Consider the following 22,302-nt stretch of genomic DNA (forward strand, 5'->3'; position numbering starts at 1 on the left):
CGGAGATCGGAGGTCTTGCACTCTCGGCCGTCCGCAACGTCAGTGATGTATCCGGGTATCACGTCCGCCGGCGCGACGCAGCGGGCTCGGACAGAGTCCCGTACCAGCCTGTGCCCCGCTGATACCCGCCTCCGGGCAGGTCAGCCCGACCAGGTGCTGACCTCCGGCGGCTAGGTTGGCCGGTCTTGCAGGGCGGCCTGGTCGTCGCGTTGGGCCGGAACGAGGCCAGGCAGCGCGCTGTACAGGGTGCTGCGCGAGACGCCGAGAAGCTTGGCGATCGAGGTCATCGTGCGGTTCGGCTCGGCGAGCAGTTGCAGCGCGTACGCGACCTTCTCCGGGGTCATCGCCGGTGGCCGGCCGAGGCGTTGCCCGCGGGCGCGAGCGGCGGCCAGGCCCTCGTTGGTGTTGGCCACGATGATGGTGCGTAGGAACTCGGCCAGCGCGGCGAAGACGTGGAAGACGAACATCCCGCCTGCGGTGGTGGTGTCGAGCTTCTCGTGCAGGGACTGGAAACCGACGCCGTGGCGCTTGAGCCGGCCGACGATGCCGATCAGGAGTACAGCTTCGAGGGCCGCACTCTGTCCAGCGGTTCGACAGCAGTTCACGCCGCCCGGCGATACGGCTCTGACCAGCGCTGCCGTTGATTTCTCGCTGATTACTACGGCTGGCCTCAAGCGCCCGGTAGGAGAGCGGGCAAGGTCAAGAAATGCTGCCGCGCCGCTTCCGGTCCTCGCGCCGTGCCGGCGCTGCGGTCCGGGTCGGCTTGCCACCGGCCTGTGCCCCGGCGATGTCCGTATCGGTCGATCACACGGCTTCGGCCCCTCACCGACAGGTGAGGGGCCGCGTCGTGGTCACCGGTCCACGGGCCTACCGGCTGGGCGAGTCAAGGCCGGCCTCCACGGCTTTCACCGCAGGCGCCTGCCCGGCTACGTCGCTGTCGGTTTTCGCCCTCGCCACAGCGTCTCGCGTCGAGACGGGATACGCCCGGGCTGCCGTCACTGGCTGGAGGAGCTGTCCAAGCTCATCGGCGAGCACGACGTGACGACCAGGTCGACGAGCAGCAGCGGATCTGGGTGGGGCCAGCGGTCGGTCTCGCACGCCACCCGTCGCCAGCGGATCCTCGACGTCGCCGACCTGCACGCCCTGCCCCGGGGCCGGATGGTCGTCTACGCCTCCGGCGCCCGCGCTCGCCCGCACCGCCCCCTGGCAGGCCGGCCCCTACGCGTCGGCGATCCGCGCGTCGATCGCCCGCTGGGACCCCCACGGCCGCACCGACTGGACCCTCACCCCCGACGACGCCCCGCCGGAGCCAACCCCATGACCCTGCCCCAGCCCGGACCGGCCGGCGACCCGATCGCCGACCTCAGCGCCCTGCTCGGCCAACTCGCCGGCGACCCGAGCGACACTGTGCCGCCGGCCGCGACGCCGCCGGCCGAGCCCACCACGCCGGAGCCGGCCTACCGCAACGTCGAGGCGTTCGTCGCCGACTACCTCGCCCACGTCGTCGAGCGACGCCTCGCCACCGGGCCGACCTCGGGGGTGAACTGGTGCCCCCGGTGGTGGGCGCACCCGGAGGCGATCTCCCGCCTGTACGCGCTCTGACGCGCATGGGAAACGCTACAGGTCAGCGACCCACAGACCGGCATGAGCATCTGGTGGCGCGACCACCTCGATCCCCACCTCGCCGCACTCGCCGCCGAGTACGGGCCGTTCAGCCGGTGCAGCCCGGACAAGCACACCGAACCCCGGCCCCTGCCCGTCGAGCTTGCGCCGCCAGAGGTTCTTGCCCAACTCCCCGACGCTGATGCCCTCTGATTCCGTGGCATCGCCCGTAACAGCCGGTCCGCAGCAAGCTTGACGAAGTCCTCGCTGACGCCTGGGGAGCACGCCGGCGGCGGCATGGCGGGGGTGCTTGGTGTGGCCTGGGCGACGGTCCACCGGGCGGCGCCCGCGCGATGTGGAGGCCCGCAGCGGGCGGCGCGCCCAGAGGGTGAATCATGACGGGGTGGAGTCGACCTGGGTGCAGTTGCTGGTGGGGCTGCTTGCGGTCGTTGCGGTCTTTGTCGCGGCGGTGCTGGGTGCGGCGCTGTTGGCCTGGGCGCCGATGCCCGGCCGCGATCCAGCGAAAGCGCACGGCCGGTGGCGCTCGATGGCACGTGGCGTGCGCGAAGGTGTGCGACGGCTGGCGGCCCTCGTAGGGGCCGGGGTACGTCGGTTCCGCGTGTCGTCGGCGGTGACCACGCGGCTGACCGATACGGTGCGGCATCCGGCTCGGCTGGTGGTGCTGGGCTTTGCGGTGGCGGTGCTGGCCGGTTCCGCCCTGTTGTCGCTGCCGTTCGCCACCGAGAGCGGCCGCAGCGCGCCGCTGGTGACGGCGGTGTTCACCGCGACGTCGGCGGTGTGCGTGACCGGGCTGGTCATCGAGGACACCGGCACCTTCTGGTCGGGGTTCGGCGAGGCGGTGATCCTGGGCCTGATCCAGGTCGGCGGATTCGGGATCATGACGCTGGCGTCGTTACTCGGCCTGCTGGTGGCGCGCCGGCTGCGGATGCGCCTGCAGTTGGGTACCCAGGCGGAGACGAAGGCGATCGGGGTCGGTGAGGTCCGCCGGGTCGTGCTGGGTGTCATGCGGGTCAGTCTCATCGTCGAGGCGGTCGTGGCGGCCGTGCTGGCCTGGCGGTTCGCCGACGGCTACGGCCACAGCACGGGTCGAGCGCTGTACCTGGGGGTGTTCCATGCGATCTCGGCGTTCAACAACGCCGGCTTCGGCCTGTACGCCGACAGCCTCATGCAGTTCGTCGACGACCCGCTGATCTGCCTGCCCATCGCCGCCGCGGTGATCATCGGCGGACTCGGCTTCCCGGTGCTGTTCGAGCTGCGCCGCGAGTTCCGCACGCCGCGCCGCTGGTCGATCCACACCAAGATCACGGTGGGGATGACGGTCGTGCTGCTCGCCGGCGGCTGGTTGGCGATCAGCGTCGCGGAGTGGTCGAACCCCGGCACGCTGGGCGGCCTCGGGATCGGCGGCAAGCTGCTCGCCGGATTCGTCACCGCGGTGATGCCGCGCACCGCCGGGTTCAACAGCCTCAACGTGGCCGAGTTCAACGACGTCACGCTGCTCATCCACGACGTGCTGATGTTCATCGGCGCCGGCAGCGCCAGCACCGCCGGCGGCATCAAGGTCACCACGTTCGCGCTGCTCGGCTTCGTCATCCTCGCCGAGATCCGCGGCGAGCCGAGCGTGCACGCCCTCGGCCGAAGGCTACCCGCCGGAGTGCAGCGTCAGGCACTGACCATCGCGCTGCTCAGCGTCGCCGCCGTCGCCGCGTCGACCGCCGCCCTGCTGGTGCTGACCCCGTTTCGACTCGACGAGGTGCTCTTCGAGGTCACCTCGGCGTTCGCCACCGTCGGGATGTCCACCGGCATCACCGCCCAGGTGGGCACCGCGGGACATGTCATCCTGATCATGCTGATGTTCGTCGGCCGGTTGGGTCCGATCACCGCCGCGACCGCGCTGGCGCTGCGCGAGCGCACCCGCCGCTACGAACTACCTGAGGAGCGACCAATCGTTGGCTAGGAAATCCGCGACCAGCAACCGCATCGCCGTACTCGGCCTGGGCCGCTTCGGCGGTTCCATGGCGATCGAGCTCATCCGCCAAAACTGGGAGGTCGTCGGCATCGACGCCGCCCCCACTGTGGTGCAAACCTACGCCGACCAGCTCACCCACACCGCCGTCACCAACACCACCGACGAGGTCGCCCTGCGGCAGCTCGGCGTGCACGAGATGACCCACGCCGTCGTCGGCATCGGCACCGACCTCGAAGCAAGCATCCTCACCACCGCCCTGCTGGCCGACTTCGGCGTACCGAACATCTGGGCGAAGGCCGTCAGCCGGCAGCACGCCCGCATCCTCGAGCGCGTCGGCGCTCACCACGTCGTGCTTCCCGAGCACGAGATGGGCGAACGCGTCGCCCATCTCGTCACCGGCAAGATCCTCAACTTCATCGAATTCGAGGACGACTACGCCATCGCCAAGACTCGCGCCCCCGAGGAGGCCTTCGACAAGACCCTCGCCGACTCGGGGCTTCGCTCCAAGCACGGCGTCACGGTGGTGTCGATCAAGCGACCGGGTGAAGACTTCACCCACACCACCGCCGGCACGGTCATCTATGCCGGCGACATCCTCGTCATCGCCGGCAAAACCCGCAACGTCGAATCGTTCGCCAACCTGAGCTGAAACAGTCCGGCGGCGTGCACCACCGTGAATGCCCGGCGGCCTGGACGGTTGTGGGGTTCACGACGGGGTCAGTCGAAGATGCGTTCGACGACGGCGGCCTGCTCGGCGGTGCCGGCGCGGAAGTAGCGGGCGGTGGTGTCGAGGGAGGCGTGGCCGAGCAGGGCCTGGACCTGGGCCGGGTCAGCGCCGCCTTGGCGCAGCCGGGTGGCGTAGGTGTGACGGAGCCGGTGCGGGCGTAGGCCGGGCAGGCCGGCGTCGGCACCGGTGGCCAGGACGACTTGGGTGATGCCGGAGTCGCTGAGCGGGCCGCGTTGGCCGGTCCACAGCCGTCCCGGCTCGGTGCCGCGGTGGCGGATCCAGGCGGTGAGCCGCTCGCGTGCGCGTGCCGGGACGGGCACTTGGCGAACCTCGTCGCCCTTGCCGTGCAGGCGGATCGTGCCGGTGCGGGCGGTGATGGCGAGGTCGTCGACGTCGAGGCGGGCGCATTCCTGGGCGCGGGCGCCGGTGTAGAACAGCAGGGCGATGATGGCGGCGTCGCGGACTCCGCGGCGGTCGGCGGCCCGCTCGACCGCGCCCTGCTCCTTCGGGGTGAGCGCGTCCGGTTCGCCGGGGCGGGGCACGCGGGCCCGCTTGACCTTCAGTCGCAGGCCGGCGCCGGTCTCGTAGAGCAGGTCGACGGCGGCGAGGGCCTGGTTGACGGTGGACGGGCTGGCCTTGGTGGCGATGAGGTGCCGGCGCCAGGCGGTGACGGCGGCCTCGGCGCCGATCTGGTCGACGAAGGCGTCCGGGTGGTCGCCGGCGTGCGCGGCGAGCCATACGCCGTACGCGCGGGCGCGGGCCCGGTACGCCTTGGTGGTGTTGGCGGACAGGGCGCACCGGTCGAGGTGCCGGTGCAGTGCCACGAGGGCCCGGTTGACCGCCGGCTCCGGGTGAGCGGGGCGCAGCGGGACGACCTTCGCGGTCGCGGTGCGGGCCATCCGGTCCACCGTCCTTCTTATCCACTGAGTTTGGGCCGGACTTTCAGCCACGCCTTAAAGACGTTATCCGCTGAGATGACAAGAGCGCTCAGCGGATAAGGATCATTATGGCCTGAGTAGCCGCAAGACGCTTGGAGGTGGTGTCGGCGCTGCCCATTACTCTGCGCATACACGTCGAAACATGAAGATCAATCTAGGATGGGCAGATGCGCGTAACCAAGGCGCAGGTCGTCAAGTACAAGAGCGTCACCGACTCCGGCGAGTTCCTCGTCGATGACCATCTGACGGCGCTGGTGGGCAAGAACGAGGCGGGCAAGACCGCCGTGCTGGAGGCGATCTACCGCTTCAATCCACTCCCCAGCGGCCATCCGACCACGTTCGAGCCTCTTCGGGACTACCCGCGCAGCAGCTACAGCCGAGACAAGGGGACGATCAGCTCGGTGGAACCCATCGAGTTGACCTTTGCGCTCGACCCAGGCGATGTGGCGGCGGTGGAGGCGAAGTTCGGCAAGGGCTCCGTGACGGACACCCATGTCAAGGTCGCTCGTCGCTACGGCAGCGCGACGAAGTGGTGGTCTGGGCCGGTCATCGCTGAAGCTACGGCGGTTGGGCACCTCGTGGAGAAGGCGGGGCTCGACCGAGGCAAGTACGCCAAGAGGACGCTGGCCGAGACGATCAACGCGCTGCGCGCTGAGGAAGAGCCACCAACGGCCGCCACCACGCTTGCGGACGACCTGGAGGAGCGCGACTTGGGAGCTGAGGCTCGGGGGATCCTCGCGAGGCGGCTTCCGAAGGTCCAGTACTTCGACGAGTACAGCGTGCTGCCCGGCAGTGTCTCCATTGAACGCCTGCAGAACACCGACGAGGACGAGCTGACGCCCGGAGAGCGCACCGCGCTGGCGCTGCTGCGGCTGGCTGGCGTCGCCAGTGAGGAGTTTGCCGAGGCTGACTACGAGGCCCGCAAGGCGTCGCTGGAGGCCGCCGCAAACCAGCTCACCGACGAGCTATTCGAATACTGGACGCAGAACCAGGACCTGTCCGTCGAGCTGGACATCGAGTCCCGCCCCGTGCCACACCGACCGAATCAGCCGGAGCCATGGCTGCAGATCCGAGTCCGCAACGCCACCCACCGGGTCACCCTCAACATGGCGGAGCGCTCCAAGGGCTTCATCTGGTTCTTCTCCTTCCTCGCCGCCTTCTCTGAGTACGCCGAGGAGGCCCGCAGGGTGATCCTGCTGGACGAGCCGGGCCTAAACCTGCACGCCAAGGCGCAGAGCGACCTGCTGCGCTACATCGACGACCGGCTGGCGCGTGATCACCAGGTCATCTACACCACCCACTCCCTATTCATGATCCAGCCCCGTCACCTAGAGCGCTGCCGCACCGTCGAAGACATCCCACGCCAAGGCACCCAGGTCAGCAACGACGTATGGGCTGCCCGGCCTGAGACCGTCTTCCCGCTGCTCGGTGCCCTGGGCGTGGACATGTCCCAGGCGCTGATCGTCGGCCCCGATCAGCTTGCCGTCGAAGGGCCGGCCGACGTTGCCTACCTCACCGTCATGAGTGACCTGGTCCGCGAGAAGGGCAAGACCCCTCTCGACCCTCGGTGGACCATCACTCCGGTTGGTGGCCTCGACAAGATCCCCACGTTCATCGCGCTGCTCGGAGCCAGCGACCTGAACGTCGCCGTCATCATGGATGTTGCCGCCGGCGGCAACCAGAAGATCACCAACATGGTCCAACGCGGGCTGCTACCCAAGGACCACCTCATCCCGCTCACTGACATCACCGAAACGTCCGAGGCGGACATCGAGGACCTGTTCGAGCCGGGCTGGTACCTGAAGCTGCTGAAGGAGAGCAAGGTCGGCGCCGTAACGAAGAGCAAACTCACCGGCGGCGGCCGGATCGTCAAGCAGGCCGAGGCAGCCCTCGGCAGCCGGTTCGACCACTACCAGCCCGCCAGCTACCTAATGCGCTCCGCCACTGCCCTGCGCAACGAGGTCGACGACGCCGTCATCGACCGTTTCTCCCAGCTCTTCACCAGAATCAACAGTCTGCTCCGAGGGTAGAAGCTGCACGCCTTGCCGACGCGGCGTCCACTGCGTCGGCAAGGCGCTTACCGGTCACCCGGCTATGACTGGGGTCAGCCGCATCCCTTGTGGAGGCGGCTGAGCTCAAAGCCGGTCGTCGATCATGTAATCGTTGAGACCGCTGCTGAACAACCCGTCGTCGCGTTGTTGGACACGCCGTCCTCTCGGGCGGGTTTTCCGGACGCGATTACCCGGCCCGTCCACCTATATTGATCTTGTCCGGAAAACGATCGTTCCTGGACAGCGGCCCGGGTGGCAGAAGGCGCCCGTGTCGATTGAGAATTCTCGGTTCGATGTCAGCGCTCCGCCACGGCCGCCTCGCCAGCCGCGCCCGCCAGCCCGCCACCGCCTGCCCGCACAAGCCCGGCGACGGCCCAGCCGAGAAGGTGCTCGCCGCGGTCTGGGTGCGGACGTATCTGAAGGCCAACCCGGACACCGCCGGGAAGATCAGCTACGACGGCTGACCCGAGCCCGCCGAATTGCCGGTCAGCAGGATGCCGCGATAGAGGTATGGTCTCTGGCCGTGACCGCTAGGGAATGGACGAAGCTAAGCCGTCGGCGCCAGGGTCTTGGACCTGAGGATTCGCCATTCGAGGGCGTGCCTGACTTCATGGAAGGCGCCCTGGGCCGCTGGCTGGACGACTACCTGTACGAGCATCTGGAGGAAGAGCTCGGTCTCCACCTCCGGACGTCTGCGGACCTTCGTTCGGTCTCCGGGGAAGACCTGCTTGATGTCATCGACGCAATGCTGTACTGGCACCCAGATCGGTCAACACCTGAGGATGGGGAGGAGCCGTCCCGGGACGACAAGCAGTGGGCAGAGATCGTCCGACAGCTTGCCTTCGTGCTGCACAACGGCGGCTCAGCGTGGCGCGTGAACGAGCAGCTCGACGGCCTCGAACGGCGAATCGGGCAGACGGTCACGGCTGCCATGAAGGAGGCCAAGTCGTCAGCCCGAGAGGACGCACGGGATCACCTCGAAACGGCGTGGCGGGCCGCCTATGGCCGCGAGCCAGACCCGGACAAGGCGTACAGCGAAGCCGTCAAGGCGGTCGAGGCTGTGGCGTGTCCGATGGTGTGTCCGAACAACCCCCGGCGATCTCTCGGCACCGTCATTCGGGACCTGCGGAGCCAGAGTGCGCAGTGGGAGTTGGCCATCGGCGACGGGACTGGCGATGCATCCGAGATCGGCCGCCTGGTCGAGATGCTTGCACTGCTGTGGCAGGGGCAGTCCCGACACGCGGGGAGCCCAAACTCCAGGAGGCACACCCAGATCGAAGGCGAGTCGACGGTCCACCTGGCGGTCACGATCGTGCAGTGGCTCAACAGCGGTGTGCTCCGACGGAAGGCCGACGGTGTAGCTCCGTAGTCCGCCCTGGGCAGCCTCACGGCTCGCCGTGGTAGCCCTCGACCTCGCCGAGTAGCAACGGCACGTCGTACACCGACATGCCCGGCCGCGCACGCATGGCCCTGACTCGGTGGCGCCACCTTTGGTGCTCGAAGGCCACGTCCGCCTCGATCTCCATCACCACCGTCGGCTCGACCTGCACGTACCGCAGCGGTTCCGGCCGATCCAACTGCCCCGACCACGATGCTGGCAGCGGCTCCGGCCACGGGTGCACCACTGCGGCGCGGCGCTGCTGTAAAGGCCGCAGCGGAGACAGCAGCGTCGTGAGTTCCTGCCGCTGGTAGGCGTCCAGCGGATGGGTGCGGCCGGTGTATCGAAGCCGGCCTCGCCGGTCGAACCGGCCCAGCAGCAGCGTTTCTGGGTTGCGGAGGCTGCCCGTTACGCCGCCGATGATTGCTTCCGTAGTGATTCGGGTGCGGAACTTTCGCCAGCCCCGCCGGCCCGGCTGATACCGGCCGCTGAGCTGCTTGGTCACCACGCCCTCGATGCCGGCGGCGACAGTCCAGTGCATCAGCCAGTCCGACACCTGCCGCATGTCGGCCGTCTGCGGGGTGAGAGTCAGCTGCGCTGGCGCGTCGACGAGCAGCCGCTCCACCCGAGCCCGACGCTCCGACAGCGGCAGGTCGATGATTACCTGCCCACCGACGTCGGCGAGCAGATCGAACAGCACGTAGTGGGCGGGGCAGTCGCGGGCCAGGCGGAGGAGGCCACGGCCGGCGGTGACTCGCCGTTGCAACTGGGCGAAGTTCGTCCGGCCGCGTTCCCAGACGATCAGCTCTCCGTCCAGCACCACGCCGGGCGGGAGCGTCCGGACGGCCCGGGTGATGTCCGGAAAGTACGTGGTCAAGTTCTTACCGGCCCGCGACTGGAGGTACACCCCGTCCGCTTCCCGGAAGGCGACCAGACGCCACCCATCCCACTTCGGCTCATGCACCAGCCCGGGGCCCTCGGGCACTGCGTCGACCGGCGCCGCGAGCATCGGCGCCACCGGCCGTCGCAGCACCGGCTCGGCTGCCGCCCCAGCTCGGTGCGGGGTCGCCCTCACCGCCTGCCCGATGCATGAAGATCCGTCACCTTCGCCCCCTAGCTCATCCTCGGGGAGAGGTAGCCGAGCGGGGGCGATGATCCGTAAGAACGAATGCCTCGTGCGCGTTTTGCGGTGGCGCGACCCGGCCGACCGGTGAAGGATTTTCCGCGTGCTCATAACCCCACTGCCGGGCAGCGACCGCAAGTACCTACATACGGCACTAGTCGAGCTACACCAGCGGCTGGTCAACCTCCGCGGTGGCAGCCGATCGGAGGCACGGGAGCGCGCGTTCGCCTACGTCGAGTGGATGCACGAAGCCCGCCGCCGGCTCTACAACCATGTGCGGTCGGCCGAACTGGATCATCTGATTCCCGTGCGGAGCTATGAGCTGCTCATCTCGGTCACCGCTACCGCCCCGCACCCGCCGAAAAGCGGCGAAGAGCGGATCCTGAACGGCCTGATCTCCACCGATCAGTCGGAAAGGGTGGATGTATTCGAGCGGGCGCTCAGTGACCTGGAGCAGCAGATCGAGCGCGTCACCCAAAGCGGCAAGTTGGTCGTACTCGACACGAACGTCTACCTCCACCACCCGCAGAAGCTGGAGGAGATGGATCTGGCACCCGTCCTTGGCACTCGCTACGACCCCATCCGAATCATCGTGCCGATGATCGTCGTAGACGAACTCGACGGCCTCAAGCAGCACAGCAAGACCCGCAACCGATGGCGGGCTGCCTACACCACCGCCGTCCTCGACCGGGTGGTCTCCATGCCTGCCGGCACCGGCATTCTCCGGCACAGCGACTTCACCCGACTCGTCAGCGAAGGGTTTGCCCGCGGGGAGGTCAGCGTCCAGGTGCTGCTCGACCCTCCCGGTCACGTCCGGCTTCCTATCGCCGACGAAGAGATCATCGACCGGGCGCTCGCCGTCGAGCTGCTGGCATCCCGGCCGGTGTGCCTGGTCACCTACGACACAGGGATGGCCATGCGCGCGAAGGCGGCCGGGTTGCAGGTGGTCAAGCTGGAGCAGGAGCTGGGCGACGAACCGAAGGCCGGGTGACCCAGCTCCAGCCGTTTACCTTCGCGCCCACCAGCGCCGCTTGGGCTGTGCCCGCGCTGGAGCCTCCCGCCGTCGACGCCCTCGGGCTGACCGCCTTCATCCGCTGGGTGCTGCACGAACAGACGACATCCGCAACACCACCCACCGCCGCGCCGGTAGCGCAGATTATCGGGGACGCCGCCTCTCGCACAGCAGCGGCGCCAAGGTCACCCAAGCCCAGAGGCCCAGAGGCTTTCCCGAGTGGCAACCGGCTTGACTACTCTGCTGGGGTAACAGGCCGCCAAATGAGAACGTGTTGGTGAGGTGACGATATGCAGCCACGTTACGCCGCTGACGACGGGCTGATGAGTACGCCGCCGCCGGACGCTCCGTGCCTGGTATGCCACGCTTACACGCCCCGGCAGGCTGTCACCACGCCGCAGGGCAGGGTCTGGCAGTGCAAGCGGTGCCTGACCAGCGCCGAGGACGAGAGCTACGAATTCGACCCCCGGCGGGTGCCATCTGGCCGGGAGCAGGGCACGGCGGCCGCGCGGGTGCTGCAGCTACTGGTGATCGGCCTGCGCAACGCACAGGAAGGCCCGCTGGATCCGAACGACCTCTACGAGGTGCTTCGGCCCTACTTTGACGCCGGCTGGTGCGTGCGAGACGTGAGGCACGCCCTTAATCAGCTGCCCAACGGCGCCCCGCACCCAGACACCGGTTGGAACGACCGGCTACCGCGCAAGCAACTGCTCTACCGGGTCCGGCGACGGTTGAGGGAGTGGCGGTGGGCCGAACGTGAAGACGGTGACGACATCATGCCGGGCGGCTGGACCGAGATGCGCAAAGCGATGGGAGCCGTCGCACGCCGCCAGGAGGAACACGCCCAGGCGCGCGACGCGATCTGGCACGAGCAGGAGGCAGCTGCCCGTCAGGCCGCCTCGGCGAGTGCCCGCCAGGCCGCACGCCGGATCGCCGTCGGCGCCGCCGCCCGTGCGCGGCAAATACGCGCCGAGGGCGAGCGGCGTAGCCAGGAAGCGACCGCCCAAGCCGCCACCCAAGCAAGGCGAGCAACGCAGGATGCTCTGCAAAAGCTGTCACAGCTCACTGACCCAGCCCACCTCTCAAGCGATCGCTGACGGAGAACTGTTCCTTACTCCGGCAGCGATCGGGGTATGCACGGCGGCGCGCGTTGTCTAGGTTCGCGTGCATGACCACGGATGCTTCCTTTCCGGACCTGATCGCCGACCGCGCTTGCGTAGCGCTGCGCGGCATGATCGCCGGCATGACGGATCCACCGTCCGTTGCCACGCTTGATCACCTGGTGCAGCGCAGTGTTCGTATGGCATTCGGCTGCACCTGCCCACAGCAGACCAATGACGGAACAGGCCTGAGGCAGGAAGCGTGCCCGCTGCATGGCCGATCGCAGCGCGTCCGCAGCCACGACGAGGCGGTCATGCCCTCGCAGGCCACGTCGTGGGAGGACGACCCGTACTACGACCTGACCAACGCCGAGCGGCGCGAGGATGTGCAAGCCAGACTCCGCGCGGCCGCCGAGTTTAGCCGCACGTTCCGCAGCGAGTTGGCGGCCACGGTTCGGCGCGGGTACATGGCGCAAGAGCAGTTGGAGAACGCGATCGAACACGCCTCGTTCAGCGGCGGCCTCACCCACTCGGAGCTGGAGATGGCCGAAATGGCGCTGTCGGCCGTGCAATACGCGCTGCGGCAGCTCTACGCCGCAGGCAACCATGTCGGCGACCAACCCGGCGCTGATCAGCATCGCTGACAGAGACGGCCGCTGAATCCCTCATGGCAGCGCCTCGCGCCAACTGGCAGGCGACGCGCGTTCGCGGCCTTGATGTCGGCGGCCTAGTCACCGTGAGGACGGTCAGAGGTCGTCGAGCTCGTGCTGGGCCACTGAACTGCGCCGAGCCTGACGAGCTAGCGGGTGATCCGCGTCGATGACGGGCCCTTACCCAGCCGCCAGTCCGACGGCCTCTGCCCGGCGAAGGTCTCTCCGCGCAGGATCCGGCCGCGTTCGCGGACTGCCTCGGCGCAGGCCGCGTGCGCCCAACCGTGTTCGACCTTCCCCAGCGGGGCGTTTACTGGATAGCCCCGTTTACAGGTAACGCAGGTGCCGGCGAACCGGGCCGCGACGCCGGCATTAGGTGAGGCTGGCAGCGGAGACGATGTGCCACGACGACGGTCGGTGGCGCCGGACGTCTTGCCCTTCTTCGGACGCGACTTGGTCACGCCCGCACCGTACGACGTCACGCCGCTGACCACCAGCTCTCAATAGCCGATGTCTTCCGCTTCTGCGGTTACAAGTGCGGTTTGCCCGGGAGCGCCCGAACGATGCTGTGACAGGTGAGGGCTTCGAGTGCGGTGGCAACGAGTGCTGGCCAGGGCGACAGCCGCTCACCGCCCTCTCGAGGACGCACGAACCACCCGCTACCACCAGGCCCCACTATGGACTGGAGCTCGGTACGCGATTAACCGCGGTTAACCAAGACACTCCCCGACGGGACCAGGCTTCTGAGCAGGACGGAGTTCGCCCTAGCATGGGCGGACATCCGAAGTACCCCGGCAGCAAACGACCAGGGGAAGCAAACGGAACGGAGCCCGTCATGACTCAGGTGCATGTCATCGCCAACCAGAAGGGCGGCGTTGGTAAAACCACCCTCGCCGTCAACTTGGCAGCGGTGACCTACGACGTCTTGGTCAACCCCGAGCCGATCCTCCAATCGACCGCCGAGGCAATCGGTGATCCGGCGAGCCCGGTGATGGTTGCGTCCACGGACCCCCAAGCCTCGTCAGTTTGGTGGTCACGGCGTGTGGAGCAGCAGGGAGGGCTGCCGTTCGACTTCGCCCAGGTCGACGACCCACGCGACCTGCGCAAGCTGCGGAACCTGCACTACGAGCACATCTTCGTTGACACGCCGGGCTCGCTCGAGGATGAGCGCATCCTCCAGGTCGCGCTCGATGAGTGCGATGACGTTCTCGTGCCAATGGTGCCGGAGCCGCTCTGCTACGACCCGACCACCAGAACTATCGAAGCGGTTATCGCGCCGCGCGGGATTCCGTACCGGGTAGTCGTCAACAGCTGGGACCCGCGGGACGGACTTCCCGACCTGCAGCAGACCGCGCAGTTTATTCAGCGCAAGGGCTGGCCCATGTGCAACACGGTCATCCGCCGGTACAAGCTGCACTCCCGAGCGTCCGCCGAGGGCATGGTGGTGACGCAGTACCCGCGGAACCGCGTGGCGATGGAAGCGCGCGAGGACTTCTTCCGCTTGGCGCTGGAGATGGGCTACGGCGGGGCGGCGCCAATCCCGTCACAGGCCGGCGCGCCAAACCTCCAGGAGGTCTGACGTGGCAGGGAAGAGAGTCAACCTGTCGGACCTCGCCACCGAGCCAGCGCTTCCTGAGGCACGGGTTCCGGCCTTTGCCGAGTCGGCGCCACGCACGGCTCGCGTGCAGCAGGTCGCGGCCAACCCACTGAACACCCGAGACCTTGACGCCGACCACGCGAGAATCGAGAGCATTGCGGACTCGATGCGCACGCACGGTCAGCTCCAGCCGTGTGCGGTGGTATCCCGCGAAGCCTTCCTGCGTATCTACCCGGAGCACGAGGCTGCCATCGGCAGGGCGACCTGGGTTCAGGTCACCGGCGGCAGGCGCCGCGCCGCCGCGCTCTTGGCGGAACAACCGACGCTGGACATCGTCGTCAAAAACAGCTTGGCCGAGAGCCGAGAGGCATGGGTCAGTGCCACTGCGGCCGAGAACCTCGATCGGGAGAACCTGGACCCGATCGAGGAGGCCCGTGCGGTTCAGCTCTTGGTGCAGGAATGCGGGACGGGCAAGGCCGCCGCCGAACGACTGTCCCGTACACCGGCTTGGGTGACTCAACGACTCAATCTGCTAAAGCTCGCGCCAGAGCTGCAAGCGATGCTGAGGTCCGGCGCGGTACCTCTCCGAGATGTCCGGGACCTCCACCAAGTTCCCCTCGCAGATCAGCTTGACGAACTGCGTCAGCGACAGCAGCCCACGGTCGAGCCAAAGTTAACCGCGGTTAACGGGGCTGCCGCCTCTGCGAGCCATGAGGGCAACAGCGAGAAGAGTGAGCGTCCACGAAAATCGGCAGCAGCTTCTGCCATCAGGCGTCTGGGCGGAACTCCTGAGAAGGTCGCGGATTCACTGCGGGCGGAGATGACGCCCGAGGATCTTCGAACCCTGGCAAACCTCCTCCTGGAGGCATCGGACAGCCAGGAAGCGACGCAGTAGGGGTTGGGCATACCAGCGGCCCCCGGGGATGCAGTCTTCCGGGGGCCGCTGCTATGCACCCCGTCCCCGAGTTGCTGGGAGCACGGGTGCTTCCTTTGATGCTGCCTCGCTGTGGCCTGCGGTTACGCGGGCATGTGGATGACCGGCAGGTGCCCCTCGGGCCCGTACCGGTTGCCCTCGCTGGTCAGGATCGATGCTCGGTGCTCCAGGGCCGCCATCACCGTGGCGGCCAGGTCGACGCGGCCGGTGAGCCCACGCCAGTAGGACAGCTCCTGCCATGACTCGCCCCAGGTGGGCAGCCGTGCGCAGGAGTCGTGGCTGAGCAGCCGGTGCAGGTGCGTTCGGTGCTTGGCGTCGGCGGCCAGCTCCAGGGCCTCAGCGGCAGTAACGGCGGTGACGCCGAAGCGCTGGCCGTCGGTGATGACCTCACCGATGGGCTCGCCGACGTGGATCGAGTACGGGTAGGCCAGCAGCGCTGAGCGGTCCAGCACCAGCGCGACGGGGCGCTGCTCGTCCTCGGTGCTCACGCGGCCGGCCGGCTGGCGTCGTCCGCCTCATCCTGCATGTGCTGGCGCACCCGGTCGCGTACGGCGTCGTAGCGCTCGTGGGGCCATTGGGCCTGCACCTGTAGCCGGCGGGCGCGGGCCTCGGCCATGCCTTGCTCGGTGAGCTGCATCCCGGCATCGGCCGTCAGCGCGCGGAACTCGTCCATGCGCCGGCGGTCGCGGACGGCCTGGGCGACGTACGCGGAGGCGTTGGGCTGCTGCTCCAGGGTCTCGGCCACGTCCTCGGGCACGGAGACGGTCACTCGGCGCTTTGTCATACGCATCAGGCTACTCCTGTCATACCATTACGTACAGCAACGGCACGCACTCAGAAGGGTGCCGGGCCGGGGGTGCGGTCCGGGACCGGGATCGGGGGCTGTTGGCCGACGTCGGCCAGTTCCTGTGCCCGGTCGCGCTCGATCAGCTCGGCTCGGCCGTTGACGTGGGTGCAGTCCGGCCGCTCGCAGGTGAACCCGCCGCCGGGAAGCCGCCGGTGGTCTTGGTCGTACGTCGCTGCGGCGTTGTCGATGTCGGTCACGGTCTCGTCCTTCTGTCTGGTGGCGTACCGGCGGGGAGTTCGGCGTGCAGGTAGAGGGAGACGCCGTCGCCGCTGCGGCGGGGGACCGGTCGGCTGGTGTGGGTGATGGTGAGGGTCTGGGCGATGGCGGCGGTGGCGGCGTGCAGCTCGTCGACGTCGTTGGCAACCAGGCGCACCCGGATCACGAGGTGACCACCGCGGTGGTGTGGTGCGAGCCGGTCAGGCGGGCGGTGAGCCAGGGCGGCAGCGGCGCGATCGGCAGGTCGCGGGCGATCGTGTAGGGACGGCCGTCGACGACGGAGCCGAGGCCGACCAGGTAGCCGCCCAGACGGTGGCCGGGAGCGCGGACGTCGATACCGGGCCACCGGCTGATCGAGCTGGGCACCACGACGCCGGGGGCGCGGAAGTACAGGTGCAGACCGCCGTGAGCGGTGGCGACGGTGAGGGTGTCCGGCCAGGGCCAGCGGGCCGCGGCACACAGCGCCCGCAGGGTGTCGACGCCGTCGACGTCGTCCTTGCGGTCCAGGTCCAGGCCGACCACGCGCGAGGCGCGGCAGGCGACGCCGATGTTGACGCCGTCGGACCAGCCGGCGACCACGGCGGGGTCGGTGGTGACCTGGCGTGGCCAGCCCGGGGCGGCGCGCTTGGCGCCGGCCGGCAGTGGAAACACCGCCAAGCCGGCCGCCAGGGCGAGGCTCGGGTCAGTCCTCATCGTCGTAGCAGCGGCACTCGTAGTGGTTGGTGCTGTCGCCGCCGCAGTCGGGGCACTCGTTGCGGGCGCGGCGTTCGTCGTCGTCCATGAACTCGCCGTGGCGCCAGCCGGTGCACTGGCCGTTGTAGCAGCCGCAGCCGGGGCACTCGGGGCAGGCCATCCCGTTGGTCCAGCCGCACGTGGTGCACATGACCTGGTTGGCGGGATCGTCGTAGGCGACCTGGGCGTCGGCGAAGGTCCAACCGTTGCACTCGGCGAGTTCGCGGATCTGTTCCACGGCGGTGGCGGCCTGGTCGGCGTCCTCGCCGGCGTGGGCCATGCGCAGTGCGACGGCGGCGCGGAAGGCGTGGGCCTGACGCTCGCTCTCCGGCAGGGTCAGAGTGGCCAACACGCCCTCGCGGGCCTGGGTGTAGGTCTCCCCGGTGCTGTCGCGGCGCTCGATCACCGCGCGGGCGAGCCTGCGGTTGGTCTTCGGCATCATCAGCTCGCTTCTCCGGCGGGGTACGCCCACGCCCGACCCCACCGACACGAGGTCATGCCCGACAGCGGTGAGGGTTGGTGAGGCGCTGAGTCTGAGACGTCTTCTCCGCTCGTCGCTCGGCCCCGGCGTGGCGGGGACGGGCTCCTGGATCGGCTGGCGCGACAGCCGTGCGGGCAGCGTAGCGCAGCCCACCGACACCGTGCCTGCCGTGCGGTGCCCGTCGACGAGCACCGCACGGCAGGCACAGCCTGTTACAGCACGTCGGCGTGGGTGTTCTCCCACTCCTGGATCAGGTCGCGGCCGTCCGATCGCGCGACGGCGGTGACATTGACGTCGACGTCGACGCCGGCGTGCTCGGCGGCGTGGGTCTTGGCCAGGCGGTCGGCCTCGCCGAGGCTGTCCACGGTGTGCGCCACGGTGAACGTGGCGGCGCTGGTGGTGTCGGTGGCGGCGTCGTAGGTCTGGTAGCGGATCTGGGTCACGGGCGCTCCTTCAGGTCGATCTCGGTGACGTGGGTGAAGCCCTCGGCGGTCAGGGTGGCCAGGGCGGCCTGGGTGCGGACGTGCTGCTCGACAACGGCGGCGGCCGGCACGGCGCGTCCCCACCGCCGGCCCGGGGCGGGTCCGGGCCGGTTGGCCTGCCGGGCGAGGCACACCCGAAGCGGGGTCGTGAACACCACGGCGGTCGCGGGCACCTGGTGGCGGCCGGCGAGCGCGAGCAGCCACGCCCGGTCGGCCACGCCGGCGTTGGTGGCGTCGACGACGGTCACCAGTCGGCGGGATAGCCGGGCCTCCAGGATGGCCGCGAGGATCGCGCGGGCGTCGGTGGTGGCGTCCTGGTCGCAGTCGTCGTCGGCGACGACTGCGCGTAGCTGGTCGAGGCTGTAGACCTGGTGCGGCTGGTAGCGGGCGGCGGCGTAGGTGGACTTGCCGGCGCCGGCGGGGCCGATGAGCACCACCAGCTGCGGCACGGGCGTGTTCCCGGCGGCGGCGGGATCGAGCGTGGTGTTGCCGGCGAGCCCCTGCGGGCTCGGCAGGCGGGTGTCGATCCACCAGTGGTCGGAGATGTTGATGTGCTGGACGCCGTGGGCGATGCCGGTGTCTTCGATCTCGTCGATGGTGTCGGGCTCGGCAGCGTCCGGGTCTGCGAGGGGACATCCGGTGACGGAGCAGACGTCCCAGCCGTCGAGCGGTCCAGCGGTGGTGCTCACCGCTGGAACCAGCGGGTCACCGGGACGGCGCCCGCAGCGCCCGGCACGGCCGGCTCCAGGCACCACTGCTCCGGACCAGCGCCGTCGCCGGTGTTGACGACCCACTGGTGCCGGATCTGCGCGGTCGGGTTGGTCGGGTCCGCCGGCTCCAGGACCTCGCCCCACACCTGGTGGGCGTAGCGGCGCAGCGTGGTGAGCAGCCGTCGCGGGTCGTGGTGGCCCAGGGCGATGATGTCGCCGTCCTCGCCGATGTCGCTCAGCGCGATGCCGTCAATCTCGGCCACCATCGCCAGCGTCGGCCACGTCGGGCCGCCGAGCAGCTCGGCGAGCATTTGCTGGTGAGCCGGGAACACGATGCCACCGGTGGTGGCGGCCAGGTGCCGGGCCAGGCCGGTGTAGCTGCCGGCGCGGATCCACCGGGCGCGGGCGGCGTCGTCGCCGGCGATGAGGACCGGCAGGCTGTCCGGCTCGTAGACGCCCAGGTCGATCGTGGTGAGGGTGGTGACCATCCACGCCTCGTCGGAGGCGCGCGGGTCCGGCACGTAGCGGGCCGGCAGCGTCCGCACCCACGGGTCGGTGAGCGTGACGGCCAGGCTGGTCTCCTCCCTCAGCTCCCGCGCCGCCGCCTGCGCCGGGGTCTCTCCCGCGTCGATGTGGCCGCCGGGCAGCGCCCAGCCGTGCCTGTCGCGGCGCTCGATCATGACGATCCAGCGGGCGCCGGTGGTGTCGGTCGCGGTCACCGCGGCGTCGGCGCACCGCGTCTCGCCCCAGTGCCCGAGCTGGTTGCGGCCGTAGCGGATGCCGGTGGTCTCGCACGGGTTGACCGGGCGGCCGTCGACGACCCGGAACGGGATCGCGGCGGCGGCCTGGCGGGTGGGCCAGTCGATGCGGGTCGGGTCGGTCTGGGCCTCGGCCCAGCCCTCGGCGACGCCGCGCAGGTACACGTCGGGGTGGGTGTAGGTGCGGGCGGTGTCAGTGGTCATGATGATGCTGCCGTCCTTGTCTCGGGTTGCTGCTCAGCGGTTTCGGGGCCGGAGGTAGTGGTCGGGGTCGTGTTCCAGCACGACCCCGACCGCGCGAACGGTGATGTCGGGGCGGGGCCGGCGATTCCGGGGAATCACCCGGCCCCGCCACCCTTGGCGGGTCAACCGCCGGCGTGGCCGGCCCGGCTGGTCTCGAAGTAGCCGACCGGGTTGCGGGACAGGTGCGGCGTGGTGGTGGGCTGGCCGACCCGGGGGTCGCCGGTGAGCAGCGTGCCCTCGATGGCCTGCCGGTCGCCGCACTTCGTGATGCCGGTGATCGTCGCGACAGCCACGACGGTGCCGTCGAGGTTGATGATCTGGACCTCGTCCTGGTCGAGCACCCGGTCGGCCTTGAGCTTCCACACTCCACGGCCGGCCTCGAAGGCCTCGGCCTCGGTCATGCCCTCCTGGTAGCCGATGTGGGTACGGCCGAGGCAGTCCTCGGTCGGGTCGCACGGCTCGTAGTGGCTCAGTCGAATCTGAATCAACCCTGCCTCCCTCTAACTAGTAAACTAGTTATAAAGCTAGGCGCTATGGCGATACTTTGCAACTAGTTAGCTAGTAGAACTGGGGCCCGGGGCCTTGCCGTAGCTTCCAGCCCGGAACCAACGCGCGAAGGGCCGGACCCCCTGGGGTCCGGCCCTTCGCTTGCCTGGTCAGCGTGAGCGGTGGTCGCGGATGTCCTGCGCGGTTTCCCACACAATCCGGGCGGTGATGCTGTCGTCGTCGGTGCGCAGCTGGTCGGCAGCGGTGAGCACCTGGTCCTCGGCGGCGTGTCGGCGTCGGGTGGCGTCTTGCTGGAGTTGCTCGTACCGGGCGCGGCTCATGGTCAGCTCCTTCCGGAGAAGAGTGGTGGGGGCGCCCCCACGTGGTCCGGGTCGGGCCACTCCCGCCGGGGCACCGGACGCGCCGGTGGCCCACGGGGTAGGTCCGCTACCGGGGCTGTGTGTCGACGTCGGGGGCGGCGCTCACCGCTTGCCGCCCGGCCGGTCGGCGCGGGCCTGGTCGAGTTGGGCTTGCAGACGCTCGGCGCGGGCCTCGGCGGCCCGGGCGCGGTCGACGGCGGCCGCCGCGGTGCTCTCGTGTCGGATGGCGTCGGCGCGGGCGTCCTGGGCGGCCTGCTCGGCGGCGCGGCGCTCGGCGGCCAGTTGGTCGACCTGGCGGCGGACCTCGGCGAGGGTGGCCCGTTCGGCGCGCAGCTCGGCGTCGAGGTCACGGCGGGCGGCCTCGGCCTCAACCTGCTCGGCGCGGGCGGTGTCGCGCTCGACGGTGACGGTAGCGGCGGTGGCCTCGGCGGCCTCGGCATGGCGGGTCGCCGCGGTCAGGTCCACGCGCAGTTGCTCGCCGGCGGCGTGGGCGGCGGCCAGGTCGGCGCGAACGGTGGCCACCTCGGAGGTGAGGCGGGCGACGTCGGCGCGGGCGGTGTCGCGTTCGGCGGTGGCGGTGGCGAGCTGGGCGGTGAGGTCGTCGTGGGCGCGACCGGCGTCGGTGAGCGCGGCGGCAAGGCGGCTGATCTCAGTGCGGGCGGTGTCGCGCTCAGCTTCCAGGCGGGCATTGTCGGTGCGGGCGGTGTCACGCTCGGCGGTAACGGTGGCGGTGGCGGCCTCGGCCTGCTCGGCGCGGTCGGTCATCGCGGCGAGAGACCTCTCTGCGGCGGACAGCTCCCGTTTGGTCAGGGCGAGTTGCTTGTCGAGGTCGCGGTTGCGGGTGGTGATGGCGCGGACCTCTTGGTCGGCCGCGCGCCGTGCGTCGATGGCGTGGGTGGCGGCGAGGGTCTGGGCGGCGGCATGGCTCTCGGCCTTCTCCCTGGCCTTCTTGTGGGTGCGGATCTCGCGCTCGGCGTGGGCGATCGCCTCGGCGGACTCCTTGGCCGCGTCGCGGGCGAGCCGGTCGGCGGTCCGCTTGTCCTCGGCGGCTTTCTCGGCGGCGGCCTTGGCGGCGCGAGCGGCGCGTTCGGCGGCCTGGCGGCGGGAGGTCTCCACCTCGACCTGCTCGACGGCCTCGCGCAGGTCCTGTTCGACCTCGGCGACACGGCGCAACGCGGCGGCCTCCACGGCCCGGCCCTCGGCGTAGCGCTCCAGCGCCTCGATCAGCGCCTCCACCTGCGGCTGGATCTCGGCGGTGTCCTGCCGCTGGGTGGCCAGCGGAGCGTCCAGGCCGGCGGCCCGGTTCGCCATGCGCCGCTGCCGTGCCCGCGCCAGGCAGGTCTTCGGCGCCTCGTCGTACTCCCGATCGGGGCAGTACTTCGGTGGCCGGTTCGCGGACCGCCGGTAGCGGAACGTACGGCCACAGTAATCACAGTCTCGCGTGGCCTCGTTCGGGTCACTTCCTTCTGCGCCCTCAGAAACGATCTGAGTGGCATCTCCCGCGCTCGTCATGCCACAACCTTACCACACTAACCCGTTACCGATTACGTTAACTTGGTTAATGTTTCCGGTAACTGATTACCGGGCAAGATCAGTTCCGCGCTTGTTGGGTTCGACTCGGTTCATGCCCTCGTAAGGGCCCTTTGGATGGTGAAGGCGCGGAGGGCTGCTGAACACGGGGGGCTGGCGAACAGCGTTCCGGGCCCTCGGGTTAGCGGTCCCGGCCCACCGGGCGGCCGCAGCCCGGCTGGGGCGTCTCCGGCCAGGCGTTCTCGTCCGCGTCGGGGACCGCCGTGTCGGCCGCGATGGCGCGGGCGGTGGCGTGGTCGCCACGCGCGGCGGCGCGGGCGGCGGCCAGGGCGGCGTGG

24 protein-coding genes and 2 pseudogenes are annotated in these 22,302 nt (G+C 69.5%); 11 read left to right on the top strand and 15 right to left on the bottom strand.

All coding sequences use genetic code 11. The annotated features are described in order from the left end of the window. Window positions 1-170 precede the first annotated feature (170 nt). Window positions 171-605 carry a recombinase family protein gene (locus AB0G13_RS10390; protein ID WP_357871815.1) on the bottom strand — a complete coding sequence of 145 codons (435 nt, stop codon included), beginning with the start codon at window positions 603-605 and terminating at the stop codon, window positions 171-173. Here AB0G13_RS10390 and AB0G13_RS10395 point away from each other — a divergent pair. From AB0G13_RS10395 to AB0G13_RS10405, 3 genes and pseudogenes are all read left to right on the top strand, one after another. Next, a pseudogene (locus AB0G13_RS10395) lies at window positions 544-1,815 on the top strand (DUF4913 domain-containing protein). The gene AB0G13_RS10390 and the pseudogene AB0G13_RS10395 overlap by 62 nt on opposite strands. Before the next feature lie 430 nt (window positions 1,816-2,245). Continuing rightward, window positions 2,246-3,577 (top strand): potassium transporter TrkG, encoded by a 1,332-nt coding sequence (locus tag AB0G13_RS10400; protein WP_357871887.1) that lies wholly within the window; start codon window positions 2,246-2,248, stop codon window positions 3,575-3,577. Then, the gene (locus AB0G13_RS10405; protein WP_357871818.1) at window positions 3,570-4,238 is read left to right on the top strand and encodes a TrkA family potassium uptake protein; all 669 of its coding nucleotides are present in this window, start codon (window positions 3,570-3,572) and stop codon (window positions 4,236-4,238) included. The genes AB0G13_RS10400 and AB0G13_RS10405 overlap by 8 nt, the downstream gene beginning before the upstream one ends. A gap of 68 nt (window positions 4,239-4,306) precedes the next feature. Here AB0G13_RS10405 and AB0G13_RS10410 read toward each other — a convergent pair whose 3' ends face one another. Beyond that, on the bottom strand, window positions 4,307-5,266 hold the full coding sequence (locus tag AB0G13_RS10410; protein WP_357871820.1) for a tyrosine-type recombinase/integrase: 960 nt from the start codon (window positions 5,264-5,266) through the stop codon (window positions 4,307-4,309). Window positions 5,267-5,421: 155 nt separating this feature from the next. On the opposite strand from AB0G13_RS10410, the gene AB0G13_RS10415 reads away from it, so the two are divergent. The 3 genes from AB0G13_RS10415 to AB0G13_RS10425 all read left to right on the top strand — a co-directional run bounded on the left by AB0G13_RS10415 (window position 5,422) and on the right by AB0G13_RS10425 (window position 8,674). Next, window positions 5,422-7,284, top strand: coding sequence for an AAA family ATPase (locus AB0G13_RS10415; protein ID WP_357871823.1), 1,863 nt, complete (start codon window positions 5,422-5,424; stop codon window positions 7,282-7,284). Window positions 7,285-7,598: 314 nt separating this feature from the next. Continuing rightward, complete coding sequence (locus AB0G13_RS10420) at window positions 7,599-7,769, top strand: Rmf/CrpP fold protein (RefSeq protein ID WP_357871827.1); 171 nt, start codon at window positions 7,599-7,601, stop codon at window positions 7,767-7,769. 134 nt (window positions 7,770-7,903) lie between these two features. Next, window positions 7,904-8,674, top strand: a complete 771-nt coding sequence (locus tag AB0G13_RS10425; RefSeq protein WP_357871830.1) for a hypothetical protein — start codon at window positions 7,904-7,906, stop codon at window positions 8,672-8,674. Window positions 8,675-8,690: 16 nt separating this feature from the next. On the opposite strand, the gene AB0G13_RS10430 is transcribed toward AB0G13_RS10425, so the two are convergent. Beyond that, complete coding sequence (locus AB0G13_RS10430) at window positions 8,691-9,758, bottom strand: ATP-dependent DNA ligase (RefSeq protein WP_357871832.1); 1,068 nt, start codon at window positions 9,756-9,758, stop codon at window positions 8,691-8,693. A 151-nt stretch (window positions 9,759-9,909) separates the two neighbouring features. Here AB0G13_RS10430 and AB0G13_RS10435 point away from each other — a divergent pair, with 151 nt between their 5' ends. The 5 genes from AB0G13_RS10435 (at window position 9,910) to AB0G13_RS10455 (ending at window position 15,060) form a co-directional block, all read left to right on the top strand. After that, a complete protein-coding gene (locus AB0G13_RS10435) occupies window positions 9,910-10,797 on the top strand; it encodes a PIN domain-containing protein (protein WP_357871834.1) in 888 nt (295 codons plus the stop codon). 311 nt (window positions 10,798-11,108) lie between these two features. Further along, window positions 11,109-11,915, top strand: a complete 807-nt coding sequence (locus AB0G13_RS10440; RefSeq protein ID WP_357462566.1) for a hypothetical protein — start codon at window positions 11,109-11,111, stop codon at window positions 11,913-11,915. Between the two features lie 71 nt (window positions 11,916-11,986). Next, complete coding sequence (locus tag AB0G13_RS10445; protein WP_357871837.1) at window positions 11,987-12,562, top strand: hypothetical protein; 576 nt, start codon at window positions 11,987-11,989, stop codon at window positions 12,560-12,562. Window positions 12,563-13,403: 841 nt separating this feature from the next. Continuing rightward, a complete protein-coding gene (locus tag AB0G13_RS10450; RefSeq protein ID WP_357871840.1) occupies window positions 13,404-14,147 on the top strand; it encodes a ParA family protein in 744 nt (247 codons plus the stop codon). Window position 14,148: 1 nt separating this feature from the next. Further along, a complete protein-coding gene (locus tag AB0G13_RS10455; RefSeq protein WP_357871843.1) occupies window positions 14,149-15,060 on the top strand; it encodes a ParB/RepB/Spo0J family partition protein in 912 nt (303 codons plus the stop codon). A gap of 122 nt (window positions 15,061-15,182) precedes the next feature. Here the strand turns inward: AB0G13_RS10455 and AB0G13_RS10460 are convergent, their stop codons facing one another. The 12 genes and pseudogenes from AB0G13_RS10460 to AB0G13_RS10515 form a co-directional block, all read right to left on the bottom strand. Then, on the bottom strand, window positions 15,183-15,587 hold the full coding sequence (locus AB0G13_RS10460; RefSeq protein ID WP_357871846.1) for a hypothetical protein: 405 nt from the start codon (window positions 15,585-15,587) through the stop codon (window positions 15,183-15,185). Next, a complete protein-coding gene (locus tag AB0G13_RS10465) occupies window positions 15,584-15,883 on the bottom strand; it encodes a hypothetical protein (RefSeq protein WP_357871848.1) in 300 nt (99 codons plus the stop codon). Before AB0G13_RS10465 ends, AB0G13_RS10460 begins: the two co-directional genes overlap by 4 nt. Before the next feature lie 50 nt (window positions 15,884-15,933). Continuing rightward, window positions 15,934-16,143: a hypothetical protein gene (locus tag AB0G13_RS10470; protein ID WP_357871850.1), complete on the bottom strand. Its 210-nt coding sequence runs from the start codon at window positions 16,141-16,143 to the stop codon at window positions 15,934-15,936. Continuing rightward, window positions 16,140-16,328 carry a hypothetical protein gene (locus AB0G13_RS10475; protein ID WP_357871853.1) on the bottom strand — a complete coding sequence of 63 codons (189 nt, stop codon included), beginning with the start codon at window positions 16,326-16,328 and terminating at the stop codon, window positions 16,140-16,142. Before AB0G13_RS10475 ends, AB0G13_RS10470 begins: the two co-directional genes overlap by 4 nt. Further along, the gene (locus tag AB0G13_RS10480) at window positions 16,325-16,855 is read right to left on the bottom strand and encodes a bifunctional DNA primase/polymerase (RefSeq protein WP_357871857.1); all 531 of its coding nucleotides are present in this window, start codon (window positions 16,853-16,855) and stop codon (window positions 16,325-16,327) included. The genes AB0G13_RS10475 and AB0G13_RS10480 overlap by 4 nt, the downstream gene beginning before the upstream one ends. Then, the gene (locus AB0G13_RS10485; protein WP_357871859.1) at window positions 16,845-17,336 is read right to left on the bottom strand and encodes a hypothetical protein; all 492 of its coding nucleotides are present in this window, start codon (window positions 17,334-17,336) and stop codon (window positions 16,845-16,847) included. The genes AB0G13_RS10480 and AB0G13_RS10485 overlap by 11 nt, the downstream gene beginning before the upstream one ends. A gap of 251 nt (window positions 17,337-17,587) precedes the next feature. Beyond that, entirely contained in the window at window positions 17,588-17,818 is a 231-nt protein-coding gene (locus tag AB0G13_RS10490) for a hypothetical protein (protein WP_357871862.1), read from the bottom strand. Then, window positions 17,815-18,546, bottom strand: coding sequence for an ATP-binding protein (locus tag AB0G13_RS10495; protein ID WP_357871865.1), 732 nt, complete (start codon window positions 18,544-18,546; stop codon window positions 17,815-17,817). Before AB0G13_RS10495 ends, AB0G13_RS10490 begins: the two co-directional genes overlap by 4 nt. 314 nt (window positions 18,547-18,860) lie before the next feature. Continuing rightward, window positions 18,861-19,529, bottom strand: a pseudogene (locus AB0G13_RS10500) (NUDIX domain-containing protein); the annotation flags it as partial. 161 nt (window positions 19,530-19,690) lie between these two features. Beyond that, complete coding sequence (locus tag AB0G13_RS10505; RefSeq protein WP_357871868.1) at window positions 19,691-20,056, bottom strand: hypothetical protein; 366 nt, start codon at window positions 20,054-20,056, stop codon at window positions 19,691-19,693. Window positions 20,057-20,224: 168 nt separating this feature from the next. Further along, window positions 20,225-20,395: a hypothetical protein gene (locus AB0G13_RS10510; RefSeq protein WP_357871870.1), complete on the bottom strand. Its 171-nt coding sequence runs from the start codon at window positions 20,393-20,395 to the stop codon at window positions 20,225-20,227. A 141-nt stretch (window positions 20,396-20,536) separates the two neighbouring features. After that, complete coding sequence (locus tag AB0G13_RS10515) at window positions 20,537-21,745, bottom strand: hypothetical protein (protein ID WP_357871872.1); 1,209 nt, start codon at window positions 21,743-21,745, stop codon at window positions 20,537-20,539. Between the last annotated feature and the right edge of the window lie 557 nt (window positions 21,746-22,302).

The organism is Micromonospora sp. NPDC023633, from assembly GCF_040640035.1.
In the GTDB taxonomy this organism is placed as follows: Bacteria; Actinomycetota; Actinomycetes; order Mycobacteriales; family Micromonosporaceae; genus Micromonospora.